The sequence below is a fragment of the Brevibacterium pigmentatum genome (assembly GCF_011617465.1).
Taxonomy (GTDB): Bacteria; Actinomycetota; Actinomycetes; order Actinomycetales; family Brevibacteriaceae; genus Brevibacterium; species Brevibacterium pigmentatum.
In genome coordinates this window covers 2,372,602-2,398,832 of sequence record NZ_CP050153.1, presented here as the reverse complement: position 1 = coordinate 2,398,832, position 26,231 = coordinate 2,372,602, and the positions used below count along the sequence as shown (strand labels likewise).

Annotated in this window: 27 protein-coding genes; 22 read left to right on the top strand and 5 right to left on the bottom strand. The window is 64.2% G+C overall.

Annotated features, from left to right (window positions below; all coding sequences use genetic code 11):
• The 3 genes from GUY30_RS10800 (at position 1) to dapF (ending at position 2,699) form a co-directional block, all read left to right on the top strand.
• Complete coding sequence (locus tag GUY30_RS10800; RefSeq protein ID WP_167197255.1) at positions 1–666, top strand: hypothetical protein; 666 nt, start codon at positions 1–3, stop codon at positions 664–666.
• Positions 667–672: 6 nt separating this feature from the next.
• Positions 673–1,593 (top strand): tRNA (adenosine(37)-N6)-dimethylallyltransferase MiaA, encoded by a 921-nt coding sequence (miaA, locus tag GUY30_RS10795; RefSeq protein WP_167197252.1) that lies wholly within the window; start codon positions 673–675, stop codon positions 1,591–1,593.
• Positions 1,594–1,709: 116 nt separating this feature from the next.
• The gene (gene dapF, locus GUY30_RS10790) at positions 1,710–2,699 is read left to right on the top strand and encodes a diaminopimelate epimerase (protein ID WP_167197250.1); all 990 of its coding nucleotides are present in this window, start codon (positions 1,710–1,712) and stop codon (positions 2,697–2,699) included.
• Between the two features lie 10 nt (positions 2,700–2,709).
• Here the strand turns inward: dapF and GUY30_RS10785 are convergent, their stop codons facing one another.
• Positions 2,710–3,327 (bottom strand): class I SAM-dependent methyltransferase, encoded by a 618-nt coding sequence (locus tag GUY30_RS10785; RefSeq protein ID WP_167197247.1) that lies wholly within the window; start codon positions 3,325–3,327, stop codon positions 2,710–2,712.
• Positions 3,328–3,409: 82 nt separating this feature from the next.
• On the opposite strand from GUY30_RS10785, the gene hflX reads away from it, so the two are divergent.
• The gene (gene hflX / locus GUY30_RS10780) at positions 3,410–4,882 is read left to right on the top strand and encodes a GTPase HflX (protein ID WP_167197244.1); all 1,473 of its coding nucleotides are present in this window, start codon (positions 3,410–3,412) and stop codon (positions 4,880–4,882) included.
• Entirely contained in the window at positions 4,879–6,849 is a 1,971-nt protein-coding gene (locus GUY30_RS10775) for an ATP-dependent DNA helicase (RefSeq protein ID WP_167197241.1), read from the top strand. Before hflX ends, GUY30_RS10775 begins: the two co-directional genes overlap by 4 nt.
• 126 nt (positions 6,850–6,975) lie before the next feature.
• Here GUY30_RS10775 and lexA read toward each other — a convergent pair whose 3' ends face one another.
• Positions 6,976–7,731 (bottom strand): transcriptional repressor LexA, encoded by a 756-nt coding sequence (gene lexA / locus GUY30_RS10770; RefSeq protein ID WP_101595238.1) that lies wholly within the window; start codon positions 7,729–7,731, stop codon positions 6,976–6,978.
• Between the two features lie 234 nt (positions 7,732–7,965).
• Here lexA and GUY30_RS10765 point away from each other — a divergent pair, with 234 nt between their 5' ends.
• From GUY30_RS10765 to GUY30_RS10725, 9 genes are all read left to right on the top strand, one after another.
• Positions 7,966–8,304 (top strand): LysM peptidoglycan-binding domain-containing protein, encoded by a 339-nt coding sequence (locus GUY30_RS10765; RefSeq protein WP_167197239.1) that lies wholly within the window; start codon positions 7,966–7,968, stop codon positions 8,302–8,304.
• Positions 8,305–8,381: 77 nt separating this feature from the next.
• On the top strand, positions 8,382–9,563 hold the full coding sequence (locus GUY30_RS10760; RefSeq protein ID WP_167197236.1) for a histidinol-phosphate transaminase: 1,182 nt from the start codon (positions 8,382–8,384) through the stop codon (positions 9,561–9,563).
• Positions 9,560–10,156: an imidazoleglycerol-phosphate dehydratase HisB gene (gene hisB / locus GUY30_RS10755; protein WP_167197233.1), complete on the top strand. Its 597-nt coding sequence runs from the start codon at positions 9,560–9,562 to the stop codon at positions 10,154–10,156. Before GUY30_RS10760 ends, hisB begins: the two co-directional genes overlap by 4 nt.
• A complete protein-coding gene (locus tag GUY30_RS10750) occupies positions 10,153–10,755 on the top strand; it encodes a hypothetical protein (protein ID WP_167197230.1) in 603 nt (200 codons plus the stop codon). Before hisB ends, GUY30_RS10750 begins: the two co-directional genes overlap by 4 nt.
• Positions 10,752–11,426: an imidazole glycerol phosphate synthase subunit HisH gene (gene hisH / locus GUY30_RS10745; RefSeq protein WP_167197227.1), complete on the top strand. Its 675-nt coding sequence runs from the start codon at positions 10,752–10,754 to the stop codon at positions 11,424–11,426. The genes GUY30_RS10750 and hisH overlap by 4 nt, the downstream gene beginning before the upstream one ends.
• Before the next feature lie 59 nt (positions 11,427–11,485).
• The gene (gene priA, locus GUY30_RS10740) at positions 11,486–12,223 is read left to right on the top strand and encodes a bifunctional 1-(5-phosphoribosyl)-5-((5-phosphoribosylamino)methylideneamino)imidazole-4-carboxamide isomerase/phosphoribosylanthranilate isomerase PriA (protein WP_167197224.1); all 738 of its coding nucleotides are present in this window, start codon (positions 11,486–11,488) and stop codon (positions 12,221–12,223) included.
• Between the two features lie 4 nt (positions 12,224–12,227).
• On the top strand, positions 12,228–13,064 hold the full coding sequence (locus GUY30_RS10735) for an SseB family protein (RefSeq protein ID WP_228281254.1): 837 nt from the start codon (positions 12,228–12,230) through the stop codon (positions 13,062–13,064).
• A gap of 46 nt (positions 13,065–13,110) precedes the next feature.
• On the top strand, positions 13,111–14,457 hold the full coding sequence (locus GUY30_RS10730; RefSeq protein ID WP_167197221.1) for a M20 family metallopeptidase: 1,347 nt from the start codon (positions 13,111–13,113) through the stop codon (positions 14,455–14,457).
• Between the two features lie 50 nt (positions 14,458–14,507).
• Positions 14,508–16,151, top strand: coding sequence for an AbgT family transporter (locus GUY30_RS10725; RefSeq protein ID WP_167197218.1), 1,644 nt, complete (start codon positions 14,508–14,510; stop codon positions 16,149–16,151).
• A gap of 6 nt (positions 16,152–16,157) precedes the next feature.
• Here the strand turns inward: GUY30_RS10725 and GUY30_RS10720 are convergent, their stop codons facing one another.
• Positions 16,158–17,105 (bottom strand): NAD-dependent epimerase/dehydratase family protein, encoded by a 948-nt coding sequence (locus tag GUY30_RS10720; protein ID WP_167197215.1) that lies wholly within the window; start codon positions 17,103–17,105, stop codon positions 16,158–16,160.
• A 134-nt stretch (positions 17,106–17,239) separates the two neighbouring features.
• Here GUY30_RS10720 and GUY30_RS10715 point away from each other — a divergent pair, with 134 nt between their 5' ends.
• Entirely contained in the window at positions 17,240–17,953 is a 714-nt protein-coding gene (locus tag GUY30_RS10715; RefSeq protein WP_167197212.1) for a TetR/AcrR family transcriptional regulator, read from the top strand.
• Positions 17,954–18,083: 130 nt separating this feature from the next.
• Here GUY30_RS10715 and GUY30_RS10710 read toward each other — a convergent pair whose 3' ends face one another.
• Positions 18,084–18,455, bottom strand: coding sequence for a DUF1844 domain-containing protein (locus tag GUY30_RS10710; RefSeq protein WP_167197209.1), 372 nt, complete (start codon positions 18,453–18,455; stop codon positions 18,084–18,086).
• Positions 18,456–18,733: 278 nt separating this feature from the next.
• On the opposite strand from GUY30_RS10710, the gene infC reads away from it, so the two are divergent.
• From infC to GUY30_RS10675, 7 genes are all read left to right on the top strand, one after another.
• Positions 18,734–19,384, top strand: a complete 651-nt coding sequence (gene infC / locus GUY30_RS10705) for a translation initiation factor IF-3 (RefSeq protein WP_228281253.1) — start codon at positions 18,734–18,736, stop codon at positions 19,382–19,384.
• A 101-nt stretch (positions 19,385–19,485) separates the two neighbouring features.
• Positions 19,486–19,692, top strand: a complete 207-nt coding sequence (gene rpmI, locus GUY30_RS10700; RefSeq protein ID WP_062244103.1) for a 50S ribosomal protein L35 — start codon at positions 19,486–19,488, stop codon at positions 19,690–19,692.
• A 128-nt stretch (positions 19,693–19,820) separates the two neighbouring features.
• A complete protein-coding gene (rplT, locus tag GUY30_RS10695) occupies positions 19,821–20,210 on the top strand; it encodes a 50S ribosomal protein L20 (RefSeq protein WP_025779787.1) in 390 nt (129 codons plus the stop codon).
• 191 nt (positions 20,211–20,401) lie between these two features.
• Positions 20,402–21,223 carry a TrmH family RNA methyltransferase gene (locus GUY30_RS10690; protein ID WP_167197206.1) on the top strand — a complete coding sequence of 274 codons (822 nt, stop codon included), beginning with the start codon at positions 20,402–20,404 and terminating at the stop codon, positions 21,221–21,223.
• Positions 21,224–21,909: 686 nt separating this feature from the next.
• Positions 21,910–22,500, top strand: coding sequence for a DUF559 domain-containing protein (locus GUY30_RS10685; RefSeq protein ID WP_167197204.1), 591 nt, complete (start codon positions 21,910–21,912; stop codon positions 22,498–22,500).
• 187 nt (positions 22,501–22,687) lie between these two features.
• Entirely contained in the window at positions 22,688–23,347 is a 660-nt protein-coding gene (locus GUY30_RS10680; RefSeq protein WP_167197201.1) for a pentapeptide repeat-containing protein, read from the top strand.
• Positions 23,348–23,498: 151 nt separating this feature from the next.
• A complete protein-coding gene (locus GUY30_RS10675; protein ID WP_167197198.1) occupies positions 23,499–24,401 on the top strand; it encodes a polysaccharide deacetylase family protein in 903 nt (300 codons plus the stop codon).
• A 121-nt stretch (positions 24,402–24,522) separates the two neighbouring features.
• Here the strand turns inward: GUY30_RS10675 and GUY30_RS10670 are convergent, their stop codons facing one another.
• The gene (locus tag GUY30_RS10670; RefSeq protein WP_167197195.1) at positions 24,523–26,154 is read right to left on the bottom strand and encodes an acetolactate synthase large subunit; all 1,632 of its coding nucleotides are present in this window, start codon (positions 26,152–26,154) and stop codon (positions 24,523–24,525) included.
• Positions 26,155–26,231: the final 77 nt, after the last annotated feature.

The following is a 26,231-nucleotide window of genomic DNA, read 5'->3' as shown; positions in this document are numbered from 1 at the left end:
ATGGGCGCCTTCGCCATCATCCCGGCAGCCCCAGTGCTGCTCGAGAAGATCGACCGCAGTGAGGCCACCCGAATGGTCGAACTGCGGACTGCCATTCGCGACACCTTGAGGACACAGACCCGTTGGGCGCTGCCGATCGAGACCCTGCCGCCCGTGGCTGGACTCGGCGGGTGGGGGATCGACCGCGGAGTCGATACTCGCACCGGCCGGCTCTTGTGCGGCCCGGACTGGGTCGAGACCGTCGGGGCCCTGACGGTGGAAGCACGCAGACTCGCCGAGGCGGCCGACCCCGCGATCATCGTCGCGATCCTTCACGCTCACGCCGCCGGCGTCGACATCGGCCCGCTCGGATCGAGCGAGAATCTTCTGCTGCCCATCGACCTGTCGGGAGCCGCAACCGAGGACGCCCCCTTGGCCCCGATCGACGGCGCCGCGGAATTCGATGCCGCCGTCGTAGAGACACTCACCTCCGGCACCACCATGGACACTGAAAGATTGCTCGAACACTGTGAGCGTGCGGAGACCGTGGCCGCGAATCTCAGTGGCCTTACCGCCGGGATCCGCTACACCGTCGACCGGGGCGCTCGTGTTTCGACGCTTGTGCCAGCCGTCGACGAATCCGTTCACGAAGTGCGCACTCTCTGTGGCACCGGGACCTGGGAGTGATCGCCGGTGGCTGAGCACGTTTCGCCGATCATCACCGTCGTCGGCGCCACTGCCACCGGGAAATCGGATCTGGCGCTGGATCTGGCCGACCGCCTCGGCGGGGAGATCATCAACACGGATTCGATGCAGTTCTACCGGGGGATGGACATCGGGACGGCGAAGCTGCCGGTCGATGAGAGGCGGGGGATTCCGCACCACCTCATCGACATCCTCGACGTCACCGAGGAAGCGAACGTCCAAGATTTCCAGGCACGTGCTCGGGCAACGATCACGGACATCCGAGAGCGCGGACTGCGGCCCATCCTCGTGGGCGGGTCCGGGCTCTACGTGCGTGCCGCGGTCGATCATATGGAGTTCCCGGGCACGGACCCACAAGTGCGTTCCCGCCTCGAAGCCGAGGTCACAACCGACCGCTGGGCGCTCCATCAGAAGCTGCGCGAACTCGACCCGACAGCGGCCGAGAAGATCACCGTCAACGACCAGCGACGGATCGCTCGAGCCCTCGAGGTCATCGAACTCACGGGGCGTCCCTTCAGCGCCCAACTGCCGGACTATCAGGAGATCGAACCGACCGTTCACCTGGGCCTGAATATGGACCGGGCCCTTCTGCATGAGCGGATCGCCACACGCGTCCACCTCATGTGGGAGCACGGATGGGTCGATGAGGTGATTCGACTGCTCGACGCCGGGTTGGCCGAAGGCAAGACAGCGTCGCGCGCCATCGGATACGCCCAGATCCAGCGGCACCTGGCCGGAGAGCTCACCGCCGCCGAGGCGAAGGAAGAGACGACGATCCGCACCCGGCAGTTCGCACGCCGACAGGACACCTGGTTCCGTCGCGATCCGCGAATCCACTGGATCGACGGCAGTTCCGCCGACCCCGAGCAGAACCTGGCGGCAGCACTCGAGGTGCTGGGCGGGTGCTGACGTAGTGACCGGCTGCGTTGCACGTGCTCGACGAGCGCCGACGTAATGACGCCTGTGCTCGATGTCATGAACGAGCGCTGAAGACCTGACACGACCGTCACCGATAAGATGGAGCCATGAGCACTCCGGATACCCCGTTCGCCGCCTGGACCGATGTCACTTTCGTCAAGGGGCACGGCACCCAGAACGATTTCGTTCTGCTTTCCGACGACGACAGCCAACTGGAGATGCATCCCGAAGCTGTCGCCACACTCGCCGATCGACGGGCCGGACTCGGGGCCGACGGCATCATCCGTATCGTCCGCTCCGCAGCCAGCGGCATCCCGGGAGCGGCCGAACAGGCCGAGGCCGGTGCCGAATGGTTCATGGACTACTACAACAACGACGGCAGCCTCTCCGAGATGTGCGGCAACGGCGTTCGCGTCTTCGCCCACGCGCTCGTGACCAGCGGCCGTGTCTCCGCCGATGCCCGCGACATCCTCGTGGGTACGCGTGACGGCATCAAAACCGTGCGCACCACCCTCAACCCTGCTCTCGGCGTCCAGACCGGAGACGACGTCGTCGGCACCGGCACGCCCGGCCCTGGATCCGCCAGCGACGCTTGGTACACGATCGACATGGGCGAATGGTCACTCGACCCTTCGAACAGCGTGCTCGTGACCACCGGCGGCATCGAGGTCGCCCGTCCCGGACTGAGCGTGGCCACCGGCAACCCGCACACCGTCGTCGCCTTGGCAGAGAACGCTGAACTCGCAGCCGCCGACCTGCGCGACGCACCCGTCCTCGACCCCGTCCCGGCCCAGGGATCCAACGTCGAATACATCGTCATGGAGCCCGCCCGATCCGATGTGGCAGGGGGAGAAGGCGCCCTGCGCATGCGCGTGTTCGAACGCGGTGTCGGTGAGACCCGCTCCTGCGGAACCGGTGCCTGCGCGGCTGCAATCGCCGCCCACCACTGGGCAGGCGAGAAGTCGCCTCTGCAGTGGCGAGTCGACGTCCCCGGAGGTCAGCTGCGCATCGAGATCGACCCCAACGCCGAAGGCACGAGCGGACGCGTCAGCTTGGCTGGGCCCGCGGTCCTCGTTGCTAGCGGCACGATCAGCTGAGAAGCCCCACTCAGTCGCGTTCGATCGTGAGCACGCGGAAGCCCTTCGACGACCCCGTCCGGGTGACTGCATAGCCGTCGCCGAGCATCCCGGCGATCCACTTCTGCAGGGAATCGGCACCGAGGTTCTTCGACACGACGAGATCGGCGCGACCGCCCGGCGCCAGGCGCGGCAGCCACGTCTCCAGAAGTTCGTGCAGCGCTTCCTTGCCGATGCGGATCGGCGGATTCGATCGGATCGCGGCGAACTGCAGGTCCTCGGGAACATCTGCGGCCGTGACGGTGTTGATCATCTTGAGACCCAGCCTGCGCGCATTCGCCGCGGTGGTCTCCAGGGACCGGGAGTTGACGTCGAGTGCCCACACTCGCACAGCCACCTCGGCGTCCTGGGCATCCAAGGCCGTGTGCAGGGCGATCGGCCCCCACCCGCAGCCGAGGTCGAGGATATCCCCGGCCGGCGGCTGAGGCAGATGCCGCAGCAGCACAGCCGTCCCGAGGTCGATGCGAGTGGGCGAAAACGTGCCTGATACGGTTTCGACGGTGACGGCGCGGCCGGCCAGATCGAGGTTCAACTCCCGCGACTTGGCCTCGCTGCTCGGCGATTCGGTGAAATAGTGCTCTGACACCATTTCAGTCTAGACGGCTGTGGGAGAATTGATGGACACCACTGTCGGTGCGAATCGTCACCGACGGCAGAGAACAAAGGAATGAATGACGTCTGAAGACAAAGAGCGTCGCAACGCGATGCTCGACCGTGTGCTCTCCCGAGGCGCCCAAGCCCTCGATGATCACGACACCACCCCCGAGGACGACCAGTTCGACCTCGCCGAGCGCGCCGCGCTCACCCGTGTCGCCGGCCTCTCCACCGAGCTCGAAGACATCACCGAGGTCGAATATCGTCAGGTTCGCCTCGAACGCGTCGTCCTCGCCGGCATATGGAACGGCACCCAGGCCGAAGCCGAGAACTCGATCCGCGAACTCGCCGCACTCGCCGAAACCGCCGGTTCCGAAGTCCTCGACGCGCTCATCCAGCGCCGCGACAAGCCGGACCCGGGCACCTACCTCGGCAAGGGCAAAGCCGCCGAGCTCGCGGACATCGTCGCCAGCGTCGGCGCCGACACCGTGATCATCGACTCCGAACTCGCCCCCAGCCAGAGGCGCGGACTCGAGGACGTCATCAAGGTCAAGGTCGTCGACCGCGTCGCGCTCATCCTCGACATCTTCGCCCAGCACGCGAAATCCCGCGAAGGCAAGGCCCAGGTCGAACTTGCCCAGCTCGAATACCTCCTGCCGCGTCTGCGCGGTTGGGGCGAGTCGCTGTCGCGGCAGGCCGGCGGACGTGTCGCAGGCGGTGCCGGAATCGGCTCTCGCGGGCCCGGTGAGACGAAGATCGAACTCGACCGTCGCCGCATCCGTGCCCGCATGTCCAAGCTGCGCCGTGAGATCAACGCCATGGCGCCCTCCCGTGAGACGAAGCGGAAGAACCGCGCCCGGCACCATGTGCCCTCCGCCGCGATCGTCGGGTACACGAACGCGGGCAAGTCCTCCCTGCTCAACCTGCTCACCAACGCCGAGGTGATGGTGCAGAACGCCCTGTTCGCCACCCTCGACCCGACCGTTCGTCAAGCCAAGACCGCCGACGGCATCGTCTTCACCTACACCGACACCGTCGGATTCGTCCGCAACCTGCCCCACCAGCTCGTCGAAGCCTTCCGCTCGACCCTGGAGGAGGCCGCCGGCTCGGATCTGCTCCTCCACGTCGTCGACGCCTCCCACCCGGATCCGCACGGGCAGATCCAGGCCGTGCGAGATGTCCTGGGCGACGTCGATACCGGGGATATCCCGGAACTCCTCGTGTTCAACAAGTCCGATCTCGCCGAGGAGGCCGTGATCACCGGGCTGCGCGCTGAGTATCCCGATGCGCAGTTCGTCTCCGCCGTTTCGAAGGAAGGAATCGACGACCTCATCGAGGCCATCGAGAACCGCCTTCCCGTTCCGGACATCGACATGACCGTGCTCATTCCCTATGAACGCGGTGACCTCGTGTCGAAGATCTACGCCCTCGGCACGGTCGAACACGAATCGCATGGCACGGAGGGCACCAGCCTGCAGGTCAAGGTGCCGACCGAACTCGTCGACGAACTGCGCGAATTCCAACGTCCGGACCTGGTCATCGACGAGTGAAAGCTGTCGAGAACCTCCTCCAATCCGCTGTCGGCGCCATCGGCGGATCGCCACGAGAGGGGCAGCAGGAGATGGCGCAGGCGGTCGCCTCGTCGCTGGACAAGGGGATCCACCTGCTCGTGCAGGCGGGAACCGGCACCGGCAAATCCCTGGCCTATCTTGTGCCGGCAGCCGAATACGCCACCCGCACCGGCGGAAAGGTCGTCGTGTCCACGGCGACTCTGGCCTTGCAGACGCAGATCATCCACCGCGACCTGCCCAGGCTGTTCAAAGCCGTGAAGAAGGACCTCGATCCACTGCCCAGAGCGGCACTGCTCAAGGGGCGGCGGAACTATGTGTGCAAGCACAAGCTCGCCGGCGGGTACCCCGATGAAGGGGAGGGCATGCTCTTCGACCTCGGTGCCGACGCCGAGGCGGGACGCAAACCCACCGAACGTTCGGGCCTGGGGGAGGAGATCCAACGGATCCGCACCTGGGAGAAGACCACCGACACCGGCGACCGCGACGACCTCCTGCCCGGCGTCAGCGATCGTGCCTGGTCGCAGGTCTCCGTCAACGCCTTCGACTGCCTCGGTTCGAACTGCCCGCTGTTCACCGAATGTTTCGCCGAAATCGCACGGAACAAGGCCGCTGACGCCGATATCGTCGTGACGAACCATGCCCTGCTGGCCATCGACGCCTTCGGGGAATCGAACGTCCTGCCCGAGCACGATGTCATCATCATCGACGAGGCCCACGAGCTCAAGGACCGCGTGACCAGCGCCCTGTCCGGGCAGATCAACACGAGCATGCTCTCGGCTGCGACGAGTTCCGTGCGCAAGCACACGACGGTCCAGGACGGTGTCGTCTCCCTGCTCGACTCCGCGGCGGCTGCACTCGAACGCGCCCAGAAATCGGTGCCCGAGGGCCTCATCCTGCATATGAGCGAGGCTCTCGGGCTGGCTCTGGCACAGATCCGCGACTCCGCCCGCCAGATCATCAACGACATCGGGGGCAAGACCGAGGACGCCGATGCCGGCCGGCAGATGGCCAAGGCCCGGTGCCAAGAGATCTTCGAACTCGCCGAACGCTTCTGCGACCCGGGCAAGAACGACGTCATCTGGCTCTCGCGTTCGACATTCAGAGAGAAGGAGACGACGAACCTCGTCGTCGCACCCCTGAGCGTGGCCGGCACCATGCGCAACGGGATCTTCGAGGAATCCACGGTCGTGGCCACCTCGGCGACTCTGTCCCTGGGCGGAAACTTCGACGCGGTCGCAGCCTCATTGGGACTCTTCGGACCGGATGCCCCGAAATGGGACAGCCTCGATGTCGGATCCCCGTTCGACTACGGGACGCAGGGGATCCTCTACGTCGCCTCCCACCTGCCCAAACCCGGACGCAGCGGGCTGAGCGAGGAAGCGCTGACCGAACTCGAAGAACTCGTCGAAGCCTCGAACGGCGGTGCACTGGGACTGTTCTCCTCGCGGGCGGGCGCGAACGCGGCGGCCGAACACCTGCGGAACAAGTTCGATTTCCCGATCCTGCTCCAAGGCGATGACGGACTTCCCGCCCTCGTCTCTCAGTTCACGGCCGATGATCAGACGTGCCTGTTCGGGACGATGTCGCTATGGCAGGGAGTCGACGTTCCGGGACGGACGAACCGTCTGGTCATCATCGACCGTCTGCCCTTCCCTCGCCCCGACGATCCGCTCATGCAGGCGCGAGCGCGTGACGCCGATCAGCGGGGAGTCAATGGATTCATGGCAGTGTCGGCCACGCATGCCGCTCTGCGGCTGGCTCAAGGAGCCGGTCGTCTCATCCGGTCGACGAAGGACAGGGGAGTGGTGGCCGTGCTCGACTCGCGGCTGCGCTCGGCCCGGTATGCCGGATTCCTCGTCAACTCGATGCCGCGGATGTGGCCGACGACGAACTCCGGCCTTGTCCGCAAGAGTCTGGCCCGACTGGCCGAGACTGACCAAAGTTAGGCCGCGCCGTGCCGCTGTAGCCGGCATTCCTGCCATTGAATGTGGCGAAAGGTCTGGAATCCTTCGAGATTTCAGACCTTTCGCCACTTCTCACGGCTCAGACCTTCGTCGTACGCGGGATTCTGATCAGAGGCGGCGGATGACGGCGACGACGAGACCCATGATCTGCGCGTAGGTGCCGTCGATGGGCTCGTAGTTCTCGTTCTGCGGCATCAGCCACTGCTGACCCGCCTTGCGCTTGAGCGTCTTCACCGTGGCCTCGCCGTCGAGGAGGGCGGCGACGATCTGACCGTTGTCAGCGGTGTGCTGCTTGCGCACGACCACCCAGTCGTCGTGGCAGATGGCGGCTTCGATCATCGAATCGCCGACGACCTTGAGCAGGAACATCTCACCAGAGCCGACGACCTGCGTCGGCAGGGAGAAGACATCGTCGACTTCCTGTTCGGCAAGTATCGGGCCACCGGCGGCGATGCGTCCGACGACCGGCACCTGAACGGTGTTGTTGGCCAGCTCCTCGTACTTCGCGCGCTCCGCCTCTTCCTCTTCGAACGGATTGACCACTTCGATGGCACGCGGACGCTTCGGATCGCGACGGACATAGCCGAGGCGTTCGAGCTGGGAGAGCTGATGGGCGACGCTCGAGAGGGAAGCCAGTCCTGCGGCCTTGCCGATCTCGCGCATGCTCGGCGGGTAGCCGTTGGCAACGACGGCACGTTCGATGGTCTCGAGCACGAGGCGCTGACGGGGAGTGAGGCGGAAATCGCCCTCACCGGACGATCCCTCAGGGATCTGGACCACATCGTCATCGCTGCGAGCGGCAGCGATCTCACTGGCAACATCTTCGTTGCGAGGCCTGCCTCTGCCTCGCTTGTTCTGAACCATTGCTCGTTCCCCTTCGTTCTATTCCCTGCCGCTGAACGCCGTGATCTCCGCTTCGGAAATTCTCGTGTCAGTGCCGACTGAGATGGTTCTGACAGATCAATCAACAACGCTGGTTCCCTCTCATTGTCGCATAGATGTTCGAGTTGGACTGGACATTTGTTCGATTGGCATGTTGAATAGAACAGACGTTCTACCGATTACTGGTGGAATCGTACGAATGAAAGAGGTAATGCGATGTCTGCACAGAACACCGAGCTGCACCTGACCCCTCGTGGACGCCAGGCTGTGCGCCTTCTCCGGACCCTGCTCGTCGCTCTCGTCGTCATCGGCGGAGCAGTCCTCCTCGCCACCCAGTCGTTCTCGGCCGCTGCTGTCGCCGAACCGGAGACGGAGAGCATCGGCATCGACGCCGAGGCAGTCGTCGTCGGCGAAGGCGAATCGCTGTGGACCGTGGCTTCGAATCTCGGCATCGACCGCGACACCCGCGATGTCGTCGCCGATATCGTCGAGATCAACCACCTGGACACCCCGACGGTCCACCCCGGCCAGACCCTCGACGTTCCGGTCCACTGAGACACGGTCGGATCCGGCCGCCTCGGTGAATCCCGTGGCCCGACCCGCCGCCCGGGCGGCGGGGGCCTCTCGGTAGAATGACTGCCGTGGGAAACATCGAATCTCTGCCAGTGCGTTCTGACCTCGTCGGCCTCAAGCCGTACGGGGCTCCGCACCTCAATGTGCCGGTCCAGCTCAACGTCAACGAGAACGCCTATCCGCTTCCGGACGTTGTCGTCGACAGCATGCGCGCAGCCGTCGACGATCACTTCGCCGGACTCAACCGATATCCCGATCGCGAATTCACCGCACTGCGCGAACACCTCGTCACCTATTTGAACGGTGTGAACGAACGCGCCGGAGACACAGTCGACCTCGATCCTTCCATGATCTGGGCCGCCAACGGTTCGAACGAAGTGCTCAGCCACATCGTCCAGGCCTTCGGAGGACCGGGTCGTACCGTCTTAGGCTTCACCCCCTCCTATTCGATGCACCCGCTCATCACCACGGGCACCGGTGCCGAATGGCAGCACGTCGAACGCAAGGACGACTTCACCCTCGACGCGGACACTGTCGCCGCCGAGGTGGCCCAAGCGAATCCGGACATCGTCTTCCTCTGCACCCCGAACAACCCGACCGGCACCTCGATCGACCTCGACGTCATCGAAGCCGCCTACGACAACTGCGCAGGGATAGTCATCGTCGACGAGGCGTACGCGGAATTCGCCCGCCCCGCCAAGTCCTCGGCCATGACCCTGCTGGAAGGCCGACCCCGCCTCGTCGTCTCCCGCACTATGAGCAAGGCTTTCGCCTGTGCCGGACTGCGTCTGGGCTACGCCATCGCCGCCCCCGAACTCATCGACGTGCTCCGGCTCGTCCGCCTGCCGTACCACCTGTCCGAGATCACTCAGGTGCTGGCCTGCACGGCACTCGAACACGCGGAGCTGCTGCTGGGCAACGTCGACCGACTCATCGACTCGCGCAACCGGATGGCGAGCCACCTCGCCGAGGCGGGCTTCACCGTCCACGACAGCGATTCGAACTTCGTCCTCTTCGGCAACATCTCCTCACCGGCCGACCTGTGGCAGAAGCTGCTCGACCGCGGAGTCCTCATCCGCGATATCGGCATCACCGGCCACGCTCGTGTCAACGCCGGCACCGAGGAGGAGACCGAAGCGTTCCTCAACGCCATCGACGAGATCCTCGCCGAATCCCCGGACATCCTCGCGGACCGCCCGCAGACCCCGTCATCAGCCGCCCCGACGAAAGGCACTCCATGAGGCAGGCCCAGAACTCGCGCACCACGTCCGAGTCCACGGTGTCCGTGTCCGTCAACCTTGACGGCACCGGCACCTCGAACATCTCGACGAGCGTGCCGTTCTTCGACCATATGCTCACCGCCCTGTCGAAGCACTCGATGATCGACCTCGACATCACCGCCACCGGCGACACCCACATCGACGTCCACCACACCGTCGAAGACACCTCCATCGTGCTCGGCCAGACCCTGCGCGAAGCACTCGGCGACAAGGTCGGCATCCGCCGCTACGGCTTCGCCGCCGTGCCGCTGGACGAAGCACTGGCACAGTGCGTCGTCGACGTCTCCGGCCGTCCCTACTTCGTCCACGAAGGCGAACCCGAAGGCCAGCAGTACCACCTCATCGGCGGCCACTTCACGGGGTCGATGACTTCCCACTCGCTGGAATCCATCGCCTTCAACGCAGGACTGACCGTCCACCTCGACCTGGTGCGCGGCCGCGACCCGCACCACATCGTCGAAGCCGAGTTCAAGGCCTTCGCCCGCGCCCTGCGCGAGGCCGTCGAGACCGATCCGCGAAGCAACTCCGTTCCCAGCACCAAGGGAGTCCTGTGAGCACGACCGTCATCGTGACCCCGTTCGGGGTCGCCCAGCAGTTGGCCGCCGCCTGCGTGCTGTCGAACATCTCCGGCACCATCGTGCCGATCGGCGAATTCAGCGGAATCGTCCTCGCCGACACCGATGTCAAAGCCGGCAACGAGGCGGCCGCAGCGATCTCGAAGCTCGCCGGCAAACACGAGGTCCTCCTCCTCGTGCGCAGCGAAGAGCAGATCGACGCCGGCCATTACCGCCACGGCAGTCGCGAAGCCGATGTGCCGGCCGGACTGGCGTTGAAGAACCTGCCGGATGTGCTCGAAGGACTGCTGCTGGAAACCGTTTCCGCGGACGACGTCGAAGGCAGCATCAGAACCGACTCGATGACGAAGCTGCAGGCCAGCGCCGCCACGATGAGCCCGGGCCGCGCCGCCATGGCGCGGACGGCACTGCTGTGGATCATCGCCGCCGTCCTCGCCGGACTCGTCACCGCATTCGGCATTGCCCTGGCCCTGGGCGGGAACACCGTCGCCTGGGTCGTCGCCGCGCTCGGCGTCATCGTCCTCGGATTCTCTCTGTGGAGGATCTGGTCGGTGCTGAGCAAGGGAGCGAAAAAATGACGACGGTCGCCGTCCTCGACTACGGTGCCGGCAATGTACGCTCCGCCGTGCGTGCTGTCGCCGCAGCCGGTGCCGAAGTCACGCTCACGGCCGACCACGATGTCATCAACGACTCCGACGGACTGCTGGTCCCCGGCGTCGGTGCGTTCTCGGCCGTGATGGCCGGACTGGAGAACGTCGGGGGAGTCGAACTCATCCGTGCCCGACACGAACAGGGCCGACCGCTGCTCGGCATATGCGTCGGCCTGCAGGTGTTCTTCGCCCGCGGCGAGGAGCACGGAGTCAAGACCGACGGCATCGGCCTGTGGCCCGGCACCGTCATCGGACTCGACGCCCCGGTCATCCCGCACATGGGTTGGTCGAAGGTCGATGCACCTGCAGACTCGGCCATGTTCGACGGCATCGGGGACGAACGTTTCTACTTCGTCCACTCCTATGCCGCTGCCGAACCGCCGCCGAACACGGTGGTGACGACCGCCCGCCACGGCAGCGATTTCATCGCCGCCGTCGAAGACGGCACCACCTGGGCCGCACAGTTCCACCCCGAGAAGTCCGCCGAGGCGGGTGCGAGGCTGCTGCGCAACTGGCTCGCCTCGTTCGCCGCCGACAGCAGCCCGGGCAGCGGTTCCGGCAGCTCCGGAACCAACCCCACCGACGCACTCAGCTCCTGACCGAGCACACCGACTATGGTTGCCCGCAAACCCCGTGGCACCCAGGCAGAAAGGTCACAATGACAGACAGTTCGAACAAGCTGGTCCTCCTCCCCGCCGTCGACGTCGCCGACGGCAAGGCCGTCCGCCTCGTCCAGGGCGAAGCCGGAACCGAAACCGACTACGGCTCACCCATCGATGCCGCCCAGGACTTCGAGAACCGCGGCGCCGAATGGATCCACCTCGTCGACCTCGACGCCGCCTTCGGACGCGGATCGAACTCCGACCTGCTCAACCAGGTCGTCAAGGCCGTGGGGATCAAGGTCGAACTCTCCGGCGGAATCCGTGACACCGAAAGCCTCGAACGCGCACTCGACACCGGAGCCGAGCGCGTCAACATCGGCACCGCGGCACTCGAGAACCCCGAATGGACCGGAGAGATGATCTCGCGCTTCGGCGACCAGGTCGCCATCGGACTCGACGTGCGCGGAACCACCCTGGCCGCCCGCGGCTGGACGAAGGACGGCGGCGACCTCTACGAAGTCCTCGCCACCCTCGAAGCAGCCGGCTGCTCCCGCTACGTCGTCACCGACGTGCGCAAGGACGGCACCCTGCAGGGACCCAACGTCGAACTGCTCAAGGACCTCGCGCAGAAGACCGACTCACCGATCGTCGCCTCCGGCGGAGTCTCGAGCCTCGACGACCTGCGTGCCCTCCGCGAGCTCGTGCCCTTCGGCGTCGACTCCGCGATCGTGGGCAAGGCCCTCTACGCCGGCAAGTTCACTCTGGAAGAAGCCCTCGACGTCGCAGGACGGTGAGCTTGTGAACACGCACTCGCACGAACCGCACCAGCCGGACGAGCTGGACGAAGCCCGATCCACTTCGCCTGCCGTCCAGGCAGGCGATGCCGACGCTCCGACGGATTCCGCCGGACAGGCGTGGGAGGGCCGGGATCTCAAACCCAACCCGTTCTCCGGCGACACTGGGCTTGCGGATGCGGCACTGCTCGAGGCCATGACCCAGGTCGCTGGGTCGCCTCTGGATCCGGCCGCACACCAGCAGGTGGTGAAGGCTCTGTCCGGGGCCAGGCTGTATGCTCCGATCGTGCCCATGGTCGTCGACCAGGAGGTCGGGGAGAACGGGCTGATGGCCGACAACTCCTCGGAGATGGCGATGGTGCGCCTGCAGGCCGAGGACGGGCGCGAGTGCACCCCGGGATTCTCCGGAATCCCACCGCTGACCGCATGGCATTCCGATGCCCGGCCAGTGCCGATCGAATCCGAACGGCTCGTCCTCGGGGCGATCGAAGCCGAGTCGCAGCTCGTCGTCCTCGATCCAGGTGCCGAACCCTCGTTCCTGCTGCGCCGCCCGGCCATGTTCGCTTTCGTGCAGTCCCAGCCCTGGACTCCGTCCTGGGCCGACGCCGAGGTGGCTCAACGTCTGCGTGCCATCGCCGAGTCCTTCCCCTGGTTGGCTCGGATCGGTGTGAGCCCCGGCAGCAACAGCGTCCACCTCGGTGGGCCGGAGCTCGGCATCACCCTCGGCGTCGAGTCCGAGGTCGCCCCAGCTGAAGTGCGCCGGTTCCAGGAAGCCGTGGCCGGTGATGAGGAACTCGTCGCGAAGATCGACTCTCTGGCCATCCGCCTCGTCGAAGTCTGACCGTTCCGGGCGTGTCAGATCGGCGGGGCACCTATGCTTGTGACCCATGAGCGAAATCCGTGACCTCGGCCACTCGACCGCACCGGACGACAGCTACCTCGACGAGATGGCCAGACAGACCCGGGCTCGGGCCGAGCAGGCCGCCGAGTGGGTCTCTGACTTCACCGGTGCCCCGGAGACGAGTCGGTCCGGAATCGCCGCAGGCCTCGACGCTGCGGAGGGCGACCTTACGGGCCTGCTCCACACCATCCATGACCTCGCCGAGACGGCGTTCGAAGAGTTCGATTCGGTCGCCGCGATCGCCTCGGTGCTGGAGAATCACGGAGTCGACGTCGAGACCGGCCTCTACGGTGTGAAGACGACGTTGCGGGCGACGACGGGATCCGGAGACGGACGCACGATCGCGATCCTCGCCGAATACGATGCCCTGCCCGAGATCGGGCATGCGTGCGGGCACAACATCATCGCCACCGCCGGAGTCGGTGCCTTCCTCGCCCTTCACGCCTTGTACGAGAAAGACCCCGCAGCGGTGCCGGGCACCGTCGTGCTGCTGGGCACCCCGGCGGAAGAGGGACACTCCGGCAAAGAGGTCATGGCCCGGGCCGGTGCCTTCGACGGCGTCGACGCAGCCATCATGGTCCACGGTTACGGATACGACTGCGCCGACCAGGTGTGGTTGGGACGCCGCCTGCTCAAGGTCACATATTCAGGGGTCGCCGCCCACGCCTCGGCGCAGCCTTTCATGGGGCGCAATGCCCTCGACGCGGCGAGCCTCTTCTATCAGGGACTCGGCCTGATGCGGCAGCAGATGCCGCCGATCTCCCGTCTGCACGCGGTCATCACCGACGGCGGGACGAGGCCGTCGATCATCACCGAATCCGCCACCGTGCAGTGCTACGTCCGTTCGAAGTTCCCCGAGACGCTCAAAGAGCTCTCCGACCGGGTCGAGGACGCGGCGAAGGGCGCCGCGCTCATGACCGGCACCGGCGTCACCGTCGACTGGGACGAACATCCGCCGTCGTTGCCCGTGCGAACGAATTCGACGTTGACCGCTCGTTGGGCCGAACACGAACAGACGCGCGGGCGCCAACCGCTTCCCGCCGGTGTGCTCGACGAATCGATTGCCGCGTCCACGGACTTCGGCAACGTCTCCTACCGGATTCCCGGCATCCATCCGCTCATCAAGACCGCCGACGCCGAGGTGGCCCTGCACACCCGTGAATTCGCCGCAGCCGCGAAGACCCCTGCCGCCGAATCCGCGGCACTCGACGGCGCCTACGGTCTCGCGTGCACGGCTTTGGACTTCCTCGCCGACGATGCCCTCGCCGCTGCGGTGACCGACGAATTCGCCCGCGATGGGGGAGCGATCGACGTCGAGCACTTCTTCGACTGAGATCGCCACCTCCACACCCAGCCCCTCGCCTCCGAGAAGAAGGACTGCTCATGTCAACGACGACAGATGGGAAGGTCGGTTTCGGCCAGCGCACGCTGGACTGGATCGAACGCATCGGAAACAAGCTGCCCGAACCGTTCACGCTGTTCCTCGGGCTCTTCATCATCACCGGCCTCGTGTCCACCGCCATGGCCATGGCCGATGTCACCGTGGCCATCCCCGGCGGCGATGAGACCATCGCGATCAAGGGACTGTTCACGGGGGAGGGGCTGTCGTGGCTGACCACGACGATGGGCGACAACTACATCGGATTCCCGCCCCTGGCCACGGTGCTGCCGATTCTGCTGGCCGTCGGTGTGGCCGAGAAGTCGGGGATGCTCGCCGCGGCCGTGCGGATCGCCTTCGGCAAGAGTCCGAAATGGCTGCTGCCCTACGCAGTCGGCTTCGTCGGAGTGGTCGGGTCGATCATGGCCGACTCGGCTTTCGTCATCATTCCGCCTCTGGCCGCGCTTGTGTTCAAAGCGGCCGGACGGCATCCGATGGCCGGCCTCATCGGCGGGTTCGCCGCCACCGGCGCCGGCTATTCGACGTCGATCGTCCCCACGAGCCTCGACGCACTGTTCGCCGGGATCACCACCTCGGTGATGGAGACCCTGCCGAACACCGACTACACCGCGGTCAACCCGGTCTCGAACTACTATTTCAACATCGCCTCGTCGATCGTGCTGGCCGTCATCGCCGGCTTCATCATCGACCGGCTCATCGAACCGAATATGGTGCGCAAGGGTGTGCCCCGCGAATACGCGAACGCCTCAGGGAGCGGCCTGGCCCGCGAATACCAAGCACCCGACAGCCCCTACGGGGACGCCTCGGCGACGTCAGATGATTCCGGCGAGGACGATGCCACCGAGATCAAGGCCGAACTCGAGCCGGAGGAGAAGCGCGGACTGATCTGGTCGCTCGTGGCGGCACTGCTGCTGACCGCGGTGATCCTGTTCTCAGTACTCATCCCGAACTCACCATGGCGGAACGAGGACGGCGGCTTCCTCCCGGAGTCCCCGCTGCTGTCGTCGATCGTGTTCATCGTCTTCGCCTACTTCATGCTCATGGGCGTCGTCTACGGCTTCGTCGTACGCACCGTGCGGTCGATGAATGACGTGGTGAGGATGATGAGCCAGTCGATCATCGACATGATGTCCTTCCTCATCCTCGCGTTCATCCTCGGCCAGTTCATCGCCCTGTTCAACTGGACCGGCATCGGTTCGTGGATCGCCGTCGCGGGAGCGTCGGGGCTCGAAGCGATCGGTCTGACCGGGTTCGCCGCGGTCATCGGCTTCATGCTCCTGGCCAGTGTGCTCAACCTGTTCATCATCTCCGGCTCGTCGATGTGGACGCTCATGGCCGCCGTGTTCGTCCCGCTGTTCTCCCTGCTCGGCTACGAACCGGCGTTCATCCAGGCCGGGTTCCGCGTCGGTGACTCGGCCACTCAGGTCATCACCCCGCTCAACCCGTACATGATCGTCCTCCTCGGCCTCGTTCGCCGCTATGAACCGAACGCCGGGCTGGGTACGGTGATCTCGCGGATGTTCCCGTTCGTCATCCCGTTCTGGCTGGCCTGGGCTGTGCTGCTGGGCATCTGGTTCCTCTTCGACCTGCCTCTGGGGCCGGGCAACGGGATCCACCTCGGAGGCTGATCCGGTTCACCGAGGCTGCTGCGCAGGAATCTCGGATGCTTCCGCGCCGAGCATCTGCCGTACGCCCTCGCGCCAGTCGGTCGTTCCGACAGTCTCGGCCAAGTCGCTGGGGGAGATGACGCAGGGTTCGTACCAGATCGGCGCCAACTGATTGAGCTCATAGAAGGAGCGTTCGAACGCTCCGATGGCCCGAGTCGCCCAGCGCGGCACCGAGATCGGACGCTTGTGCTTCTGCCCGAGGGCGTCAGCGGTGAAGTCGGCGATCTCGGCCAGAGTCGGATTCGACGCCGGTGCGATCCGCAGCTGATGCGTGCCCGCGGGGACAGACGTCAGATTCTCTGCCGCCTGAATCATTGCGGCCGCGTGGTCGGCGATGACGGTGATTCCGTGAGGGACGTCCGTGCGTGCCGGCACCATGGCCCGACGTCCCGCGGACACTGGTTCGGTGATGCACATCCGCACGACGGACGACCACTTCTCCGCGGTCCGGCCGAGCAGATCCCCGGCGATGACGCTGGCTGCCGTCGCCGAATGAGCAGAGCGTGCCTCGAGGAGCCGCTGCCTGATGCGTCCCTTGTCCTCGACCGGGGCGAAAGGCGAAGACTCGGTGATCGGGGAGTCGAGCCCGGCGAAGGCATAGACCGATTCCGGGAAGACCACGGAAACGCCGAGTTCGGCTGCAGCGTCGAGAATCGCCGCATCGAGCCGGGGGAGGATCAGCTCCCACTTCCGACTGTCATAGGGTGCATGGGCGCAGGCAAAGATCACATCGACCCCGGCAGCAGCCTCGGCCAACTGTGTGCGGTCGCTGGCATCGGCCTTGACGTGGGCGGGGTTGTTGGCTGAGCCGCCGCCCGAACGCGTGGCGATGCGGACGGCGACTCCGGCTTCAGTGAGTTGGGCGGCGATCTCCGAGCCGATCTGTCCGTTTCCGATGATGAGTGCAGTTTTCATGACGAGTCCTTCCAAGGGTGCGCCAAACATTGAGAGAGCGGTGCTCTCGGATTTCAGCGTAGGCGTCGTCGGGGAACAATTCAAGAGCAATGCTCACTATTGTTATCTTTGCTCTCGGAACATAGGGTGAAGCCATGACGGAGACGACCCCACGACAGCGCGCACGGATCGAGACGGAAGCCCAGATCGCTGCAATCGGCAACCGAATGATCGACGACGACGGCGTCGACGGGCTGTCACTGCGGGCGATCGCTCGCGAGCTCGGAGTCGTCTCCAGCGCGGTCTACCGCTACGTGAAGAGCCGCGATGAACTGCTGACAATCCTCATCCGCGATGCCTTCACACAGATCGCCGACGCGGTCGACGAAGCCTTGGAAGGGGAGCGAAGCGTGAAGACTCTTGCCCTGAGGATGCTCGAATGGTCGCGTGCCTACCCGAATCGATGGGCGCTGATCTACGGCACCCCGATCGCCGACTATGAGGCACCGCGTGAGCAGACCGTGGTGCCGGGCACGCGGATCATGGTGGCGCTCGCGGAGCTGGTAGCGGAAACTCAGGGCGACGCCGAGGGGGCGCCGGAGAGTGGTGCGAAGTCGAAGAGATCGGCGGCGAAGGGTTCGCAGGCCAAGGGAGGGCGGCGAGGTGTGGAAGCTGCGCTGCAGCCCTTGCGGAACGGGCTCGCGGAACTCGGTCTCGAGTACGGCGATCATGTGATTATGGAGACCGTGACGATCTGGGTCGCGATCATCGGGCTCATCAACGGACTGCGGTTCGGTCAGTTCGGGCCGGGGTTCGACGGCGTCGAAGGCGATCTCATGTCCGGAGTGGTTGCCCGCCTCGGCGAGTGACTCCGTGGGCATTCGTGCGGAGGTGCCGGGCGCCTCGGTGAAGGACCGGGCCGCCTCGGCGGATGAGGACATGACAACGGCCCCCGATCGATGATCGGGGGCCGCAGTGTGAACGGTCAGCGGGGCAGTGTCAGCGGACGGGGCCGGTGAACTCCTCTCCGGGACCTTCTCCGGGGGCGTCGGGGTATTCCGAAGCCTCGCGGAAGGCCAGCTGCAGGCTGCGCAGTCCATCGCGCAGCGGGCGGGCATGGTGGTCGCCGATCACGGTGGCGGCACCGGTGACGAAGCCGGCCAGTGCGGTGATGAGCTTGCGGGCCTCATCGAGGTCCTGGAGGTCGGCGCCGCGACCTTCGGCGGTGTCCTCGGCCAAGCCGCACTTGACGGCTGCGGCGGACATGAGGTGGACGGCGCTGGAGGTGATGACCTCGACAGCGGGGACCTCGGCGATGTCGCGCGTAACGTCGGCGATCGCCTCGGCGGGAACAGATTCTTCAGAACTCATGCCATAAGCTTGACATATAAATCAATGCGGCGATCACACCAGGGCCTCGATGTGCGAAGAGTCATGAAGCGTAGTACACTGGTAGCTGGTGCGAAGCGGAGTCTGTCTCCCACCTTGATCGCGAAGAGCGATCGGGTCCAAAGATCTGTCCTTCGGGCGTTGTCCGAATGGGTGCAGATCGAGGTGTATTCACCGAACGTACGTCTACCGTACTGCTCGTGTGTGCAGGCTCCCTTGGCATGTGTCAACGGGAGCCTTTTTCGTTGTCACGACCACATTTGAGCAAAAGGAGTGAACACATCAGCGAGACGCGCATCAATGACCGGATTCGGGTTCCCGAGGTCCGGTTGGTCGGACCCAACGGTGAACAGGTCGGTATCGTTGCCATTCGCAAGGCACTCGATCTCGCCGGCGAAGCTGGCCTCGACCTCGTCGAGGTAGCCCCGCAGGCGAAGCCACCCGTAGCCAAGCTCATGGACTACGGAAAATTCAAATACGAATCTGCCCAGAAGGCCAGAGAAGCCCGGAAGAACCAGGCGAACACTGCGCTGAAGGAGATCCGCTTTCGTCTCAAGATCGATGAACACGATTACGAGACGAAGAAGGGCCACGTCACTCGCTTCCTCGAAGGCGGCGACAAGGTCAAGGTCATGATCATGTTCCGCGGTCGTGAGCAGTCCCGCCCCGAGATGGGCATCAAGCTGCTCAACCGCTTGGCCGAAGATGTGTCCGACCTTGGCTCCGTCGAATCCTCACCGCGAGTCGACGGACGCAACATGGTGATGGTCATCGCCCCGCATAAGTCAAAGTCTGACGCCAAGGCGGAGGCCCGGAAGGCATCGGCTGGTGCCAAGGGCAAGTCCGCTGAGGTGAAGTCCCGTCGCGATCGGGTTGCTGCTGAGAAGAACTCAGCTCGCCCGGACGCGTGAGAAATTAAGTAACGTCGCGTTCCAGGCCCGTCCTGGTCTGTGCGTGTGAAGTAGTTGCAGGCGGTTGACGCCGGCAACGAATTGCAAAGGAGAACGGCACTATGCCGAAGCAGAAGACGAACAGCAGCGCCAAGAAGCGCATGCGCGTGACTGGCAGTGGCAAGATCATGCGTGAAGGCGTGAACAACCAGCACAAGTTCGAGGGCAAGTCCTCGGCTCGTAAGCGCCGCGTGTCCACTGACCAGGAAATCACCGGCGGCGACCGCGCCATGGCCCGCAAGCTTCTGGGCAAGCTCAAGGGCAGGTGAGACCCCTTTCGGGTCTTTCTTTCCCGGGCAGTCTCCGGGATCTCCCACGGGCAGTCGACATCGGCTCCCACAGCTTGAACCAGAGTCCGGCACCGCCGGCTGATACGAACTTTCTAAAGGAGTAACACGTGGCACGTGTGAAGAGAGCGGTCAACGCTCACAAGAAGCGCCGGGTCATCCTCGACCGGGCAAGCGGCTACCGCGGACAGCGCTCGCGCCTGTACCGCAAGGCCAAGGAACAGGTCATCCACTCGCTGGTCTACAGCTACCGTGACCGTCGCAAGCGCAAGGGCGACTTCCGTCGTCTCTGGATCCAGCGTATCAACGCCGGAGCCCGCGCCAACGGTATGACCTACAACCGTTTCATCCAGGGCCTCAAGGCCGCTGGAGTCGAGGTCGACCGTCGCATGCTCGCCGAGCTCGCCGTGAACGACTCGGCCACCTTCGCGCACCTGGTCAAGGTCGCCAAGGACGCTCTTCCTGCTGACGTCAACGCAGCGAAGACCGACGCCGCCTGAGCAGCGTCATCAAAAGACTCCGGTCACATAAGTGACTGACCGATCGCCTCGGCGATCGACGACGGCCCCGAACTCCAGGTTCGGGGCCGTCGGTCTTTCTGCCAGGAGCAGCGTGGTCGCCATTTCAGCTTCTGTCTCTTCAGTTCGCACCTCTTCCACTTCAGCATTCAACGGATCGAGAACACGGTTTCATGAAACTCCCTGACGTCATCTCCTCACCTCAGTCGAAGCGGATCAAGAACGCCGCGAAGCTGCTCAAGCGCCGTGATCGCAAGGCCACGGGGCAGTTCCTCGTCGAGGGCCCGCAGGCCGTCCGTGAGGCTCTGGCGCGCAAGGGCTCCATCGTTGAGCTCTTCATCACCGAGGAGGCCGCCGAGGAACATCCGTCGTTCGTCTCCACGGCCAAGCATGGGCGTATGCAGTGCAGCATCGTCGCCCCCGAGGTGCTCACCGAGCTCGCATCGACCGTGAACTCACAAGGCGTCGTGGCCGTGTGCAGGGCGCTCGACGTGGAGCTGACCTCCGTGCTCGACAAGGAAGCGCAGCTCGTGGTCGTCCTATCGCAGGTGCGCGATCCGGGCAACGCCGGTACGATCATCCGCCTCGCCGATGCAGCGGGCGCCGATGCCGTGGTGCTGACCTCTTCGTCGGTCGATGTCTACAACGACAAGGTGGTGCGCTCGACCGCCGGCTCTCTCTTCCATATCCCCGTCGTCACCGGAGTCGGACTCTCCGAGGTGACCGAACTCGCCCGTGCCCGCGGCCTGCAAGTGCTGGCCGCCGATGCCAACGACGAGGCGCACGACCTCCACCACCTTTGGGACACTGGGCTGGATCTCACCGCACGGACCGCGTGGGTCTTCGGCAACGAGGCGTGGGGGATGAGCGCCGATGATCTGTCGCTGTGTGAGGCGTCGGTTGCCGTCCCGATCTACGGCTCGGCCGAAAGTCTCAACCTCGGGACCGCTGCCGGGGTCTGCATCTACGAGAGTGCGCGCAACCAGCGGATGTGATGCGTTCGTGGTTGGTTTCGCATTCGTTGCGAGTCTCTGACCACTGACGGCGCCCGAAATTTCTATGAGGGCCAGTCGGTCTCTTTCCTGTCGTTCAACCATCAGTTCGATTTTCTACGCTACTTCACATCGAAAAGTCTTCTGACGGTTGAACGGGGCTCGCTGGGTCCTGGTTGCGGGTTCGCCCCTGGTCGAAAACAGCGGAAGTTCGTGGTCTGTGTGCTCAAGTAGACAGTTATCCACAGCCGAAAACCCAGTCATTGTGCTGAGGCTGCTGCAGCGCACATGCTGGTATGCATGTTCATCTGCCTGAGCACCTCCGATCTTCACGACGTAGGGTGGACTTCCCACCAGATCACCACCGCGTTGGGTTGTTGCTTGCGGCGAGTCAGAACCGGCATCTATGCCGTTGCCAAGCGCTGCTCTCACCCCAACCACGAGTTCATAAAGGCATTTGCCACAGCGAAGCATGTTCACCTGCCCGTTGAAGAATCCGGGATGCGAAAGCAGGACGAAGATCTGAGGATCCTGGTTCGGTCCTACACGGGGCGAATGCCGCCGGAAACTGTGCTGTCACACAGAAGTGCCATCATTGTTGTTTGCCTGTCCCATACTTCGATCAGGGAAGTCACCCGTTCGCAGAGGCGATCCATCCCCGGAACGGCGTGCGGCATACTCCTATGCTGGTGCGCCGACGCGAGTTGGCCGATGACGACATCGTCGTCCTCGATGGAACTCCAGTGACGTCGATGCTGAGAACACTTGCTGATGTTGCCCGTGACTATCCGCTGGCATTCTCGGTCGCAGTTCTCGATGCTGCTCTTCGTCAAGGCAGAGTGTCAGAGCGGGCGTTCACCGAATACTGTGAAGCTCATCGGCCGAGGACACTGCGGAAGAGAGTCGAAACAACGCTGACCCTGATGGATGGAAGGCGGGAGTCTGTGGCCGAATCGATATGCGCGGTGCGTTTTGATGAGTACGCGCTGCCAGGGTTCGAGCCGCAGGTCGAGTTCTTTGACGAGAAGGGACAGTTCATCGCGCGCACGGATTTCGCGAACAAGAAGGCGAAGGTCATTGTCGAGTTCGACGGCGAAGGAAAGTACCACCTGATGGGGAACAACCCGCGGGCGGAGATGGAGAAAGAGCGGCGCCGTGAGTACAAGCTGCGGAACCTCGGCTATGCCGTCTTCCGCATTCGCTGGCAGGATCTGTTTACAGCAGACGTGTTTCTCCGCATCAGGGAGAGCATGAACAGTCGACTGGCTGATTTCAGATGAGGGTCACGAGCTCAGTATCTTCTCTTCGTATGTGTGTTGTCGAAAGTTCGTGTGACCACGGTCGGTGACAACTGCCGTGTTGGCGAGGTAGATCGAGGACCAGTTCGCTTTTCGACGCTGTCTCGCATCGAAAAACCGACTACTTGTTGAACGACGTAGCGTCACCGGCACCCGATACGGTGAGGACATGACGACCAAAGCTCCGCACACTCCGAAGACCTCACTCGGCCGACTGGCGACCGGCTACCTCGGCGATATCGGTCCCGAGGAATTCCTCGAAGGAATGGAGTTCAGCGACCTCGACCTCGCCGAGGTGGACGCCACGCAAGCAACATTCCTCGACTGCCGATTGGCGAACGTCAATTTCGGCGACGCCGACGCCCCGATCGACCTCACCGGGGCGAGGATCTCCGGTACGGAGATCACGGACTGCCGCGCCGACACTTGGAACATGTCCCGTGGAAACCTATTGCACACGGAGATCAGCGGCACCAGAATCGGTGCCGGCGTTTTCTATGACAGCGTGTGGGAGAAGGTGCGATTCACCAACTGCCGCATCTCGTATCTCAACTTACGCGGGTCGAAACTCACCGATGTCGAGTTCCGTGATTGCAAGATCGACGAGATCGACCTCGACCGAGCGAAAGTCAGCCGGGTCGCATTTCCAGGAAGCAGTGTCGGCGTCTTCCAATGCGAAGGCGCCACTCTCGGCAACGTCGATATCCGGGGGCTGGAACCGCACAAGATCTCCGGCGTGCACTCTCTGCGCGGAGCGACCATCGACGACACCCAGCTCATGCTCTTTGCCGAACTCTTCGCCTCAGAACTCGGCATCACCGTGGAGTGAGAGTGGGCGACGCCTAGCGGAGGTGCAGGCTCTCTGACCTGGTGAGAGACCCATTGCGCAGATCACACTTCGGTGAAAGACTCACAGCATCGCGGCATTCGCCCGTAGCGAATCCGCGTTCTCACTTTCGACTCGACGGAGGATTCGCAAGATGGCCAAAGAGATTTTCGTATCGCTCGGCATCGACATCGATGCAGTGTCAGGTTGGCTCGGTTCCTACGGCGGGGAAGACTCTCCCTCGGACATTCAGCGGGGCATCTTCGCCGGCGAAATCGGAGTTCCCCGGCTCCTGAAGATGCTCAAACGCCGCGATCTCAAGGCAAGCTGGTTCATCCCCGGTCATTCGCTCGAGACCTTCCCTGACCAATGCAAGATGGTGCACGACGACGGACATGAGATCGGCGCCCACGGCTATAGCCACGAGAACCCCGTCGCAATGACGAACCGTCAGGAAGACATCGTCATGGAGAAGTCCGTCGAGCTCATCACGAACCTCACCGGCAGCCAGCCGCGTGGCTACGTCGCCCCGTGGTGGGAGCTGAGCGCATACACTCCAGAGCTGCTCAAGAAGTTCGGTTTCGAATACGACCACAGCCAGAGCCACAAGGATTTCGTGCCGTACTACTCCATCGCCGGCGACGAATGGACGCCGATCGACTATTCGCAGTCGCCGGAAACGTGGATGAAGCCGCTCAAACACGGCAAGGAGATCGACCTCGTCGAGATCGCCGCGAACTGGTACGTCGACGACTTGCCGCCGATGCTGTTCGTGAAGAGCAGCCCGAACAGCCACGGCTTCGTCAATCCCCGCGATATCGAGACCTTGTGGCGAGACCAGTTTGATTGGGTCTACCGCGAACTCGACTATGGGATCTTCCCGATCACGATCCACCCGGACGTGTCCGGCCGTCCGCAGGTGCTGCTCATGCTCGAACGTCTGCTGGACTACATCGGCGGGCACGACGGTGTGAAGATCGTGACCATGGGCGAGATCGCTGATGACTTCCGCGCTCGGTACCCGTTTGAGTCGCCTGAACGTCCGCTGGCGTACTGAGCCTCGTTACGAGACCGTCCAGACTCACGACGAGAGCCCCATCCGCGACGATCTCGGCTGGGGCTCTCGATGATTCAGCGATCTCCGGTCGGCAAGCCCCGATCGGTTCACCGGCGGTACCTCACCGCTTCCCCAACTCGTCGATGAGCACGCGCTTGTTCTCCGAGTAGTCGATGGGCACGACCACGACGTGCACGCCGCCATCCGAGAACGCCGATTCCAAGGCGTCGCTGATGCCGTCGACAGTCTTAACCTGGGTGCCGGTGGCCCCATACGACTCCGCGTACTTCACGAAATCAGGGTTGCCGTAGGTCAGACCGTAGTCGGGGAATCCGTCCGCAGCCTGCTTCCACCGGATCATGCCGTAGGCGTTGTCCTCGAGGATGACGACAACAAGATCGAGACCCAAACGCACAGCGGTCTCCAGCTCCTGGCTGTTCATCATGAACCCACCGTCGCCGACCACGGCCATGACCCGACGCTCCGGGTAGGTCAGCTTCGCCCCGATGGCCGAGGGCAGCCCGGCGCCCATCGTCGCGAGAGCATTGTCGAGCAGCAGAGTGTTCGCCCGGGTCGTGCGGTAGTTGCGGGCGAACCAGATCTTGTACATTCCGTTGTCCAGGGCCACGATCCCATCGGCCGGGACCACGTCACGGACCTCCTGGACGATCCGCTGCGGGATGAACCGATTCTCATCGGCTCCCTCGTGGATCTTGATGAGGATCTCATCGCGCATCGGCAGGAGCGCCTCGGCGGTGGGCACGGGACCGCCGAGTACCTCGGCGAGCTTGTCCAGGGACGGACCCAGGTCACCGATGACCTCGAACTGCGGGAAATACACCTGCTCGACGATGGCGGGACGGTACCCGATGTGCACGACGGTCGGCCCGGTCTCATCCATCGTGAATGGTGGCTTCTCCGTCGTATCGTGACCGATGGTGACGATGACATCGACCGCATCGATCGCGTCGTGGACGTAGTCACCGGACGTCAGCGCCGCCGTGCCCATGTACAGATCCGACGCGCCCGTCACCGACCCCTTGCCCATCTGCGTGGTGACGTAGGGGATGCGCATCTGGGCGACGAAACGCGACAGCGCCTCACTGCACGAGGCCCGGGAAGCATCCGCACCGAGCATGAGCAGCGGGTTCTTCGCCTCCTTGATGACGTTCGCGGCGTTCGCGATCGCCGTATCCCCGGCGACGGGCCGACCATTCGTATGCGGTTCGACGAGCTCGAACCCGGCGACCGGCATCCCCGCGATGTCCTCGGGCAGTTCGAGGTGCACTGGTCCCGGACGCTCGGCCTGAGCGGCGCGGAACGCCTCACGGATTATCGTCGGAATCATCGCCGCCGAGGTGATCTGCTTGCTCACCTTCGTCAGCGGGTCCATCGTCGCCACCGTATTGACCATCTGGAACGCTGCCTGCTCGGCCGTGCGAATGCCCTTCTGCCCGGTGATCATGATGACCGGCATCCCGCCGAGGTGGGCGTACGCAGCCCCGGTCGCCAGGTTGAGCGCGCCCGGCCCCAGAGTTGTGAGCACCACCCCGGGCTTACCCGTCAACCGCCCGTAGGTCGCGGCCATGAACGCGGCCGCCTGCTCGTGGCGGGTGAGGATGAGTTCGATCGATGAATTCCGCAGCGAGTCGACGAAGTCGAGGTTCTCCTCACCGGGAATGCCGAAGATCCGCTCGACGCCCTCGTTTTCCAGCGCTTTGACCATGACATCTGATGCACGTTGTGTCGTCATGTGCCCGACCCTACGCTTTTCTCCGCTCAGTCCCTATGACCGGTCCCACACCTCCATCACCGAGGTGGACCACCCAC